The organism is Streptomyces sp. SID14436 (assembly GCF_010548465.1).
GTDB lineage: Bacteria > Actinomycetota > Actinomycetes > Streptomycetales > Streptomycetaceae > Streptomyces.
In genome coordinates, this window is sequence record NZ_JAAGMD010000256.1 from 1 (window position 1) to 366 (window position 366).

The 366-nt window shown below is 78.1% G+C and carries 1 pseudogene; it reads left to right on the forward strand.

The window, feature by feature from the left end:
* Positions 1-366, forward strand: a pseudogene (locus G3I53_RS09180) (hypothetical protein); the annotation flags it as partial.

Sequence of the window (366 nt, forward strand, 5' to 3'; positions counted from 1 at the left end):
GTCCTGGTCGGGCCGGCTCACCGCGCTGCTCCTCGTCCTGTGCGCGGCGGCGCACTTCCCGCTGCACCACGACGGCGCGTCGGTCCGGCTGCACGCCCTCGCCCTCGGCCTGTCCGTGCTGTGCCTGATGACCGGGGCGCTGCTGCTGGTGCGGCCCGGAGTGCTGGTGCTGGCGGTGGCGGTCACCGTCCCGGCGGTCCTGGCGGCGGCCCACGTCTACGGGCGGTCCCTCCCCTCGGCGGTCCCGTCCCGGGCGGTGGAACTCGCCGTGGCGACCCCGTGGCTCGCCAGTGCCGCCGCCGTGACGGCCGCCCTGGCGGCGCTCGCCGCCCTGATCGTGCGCGTCGCCTCGCCGTTCCCGGGCAG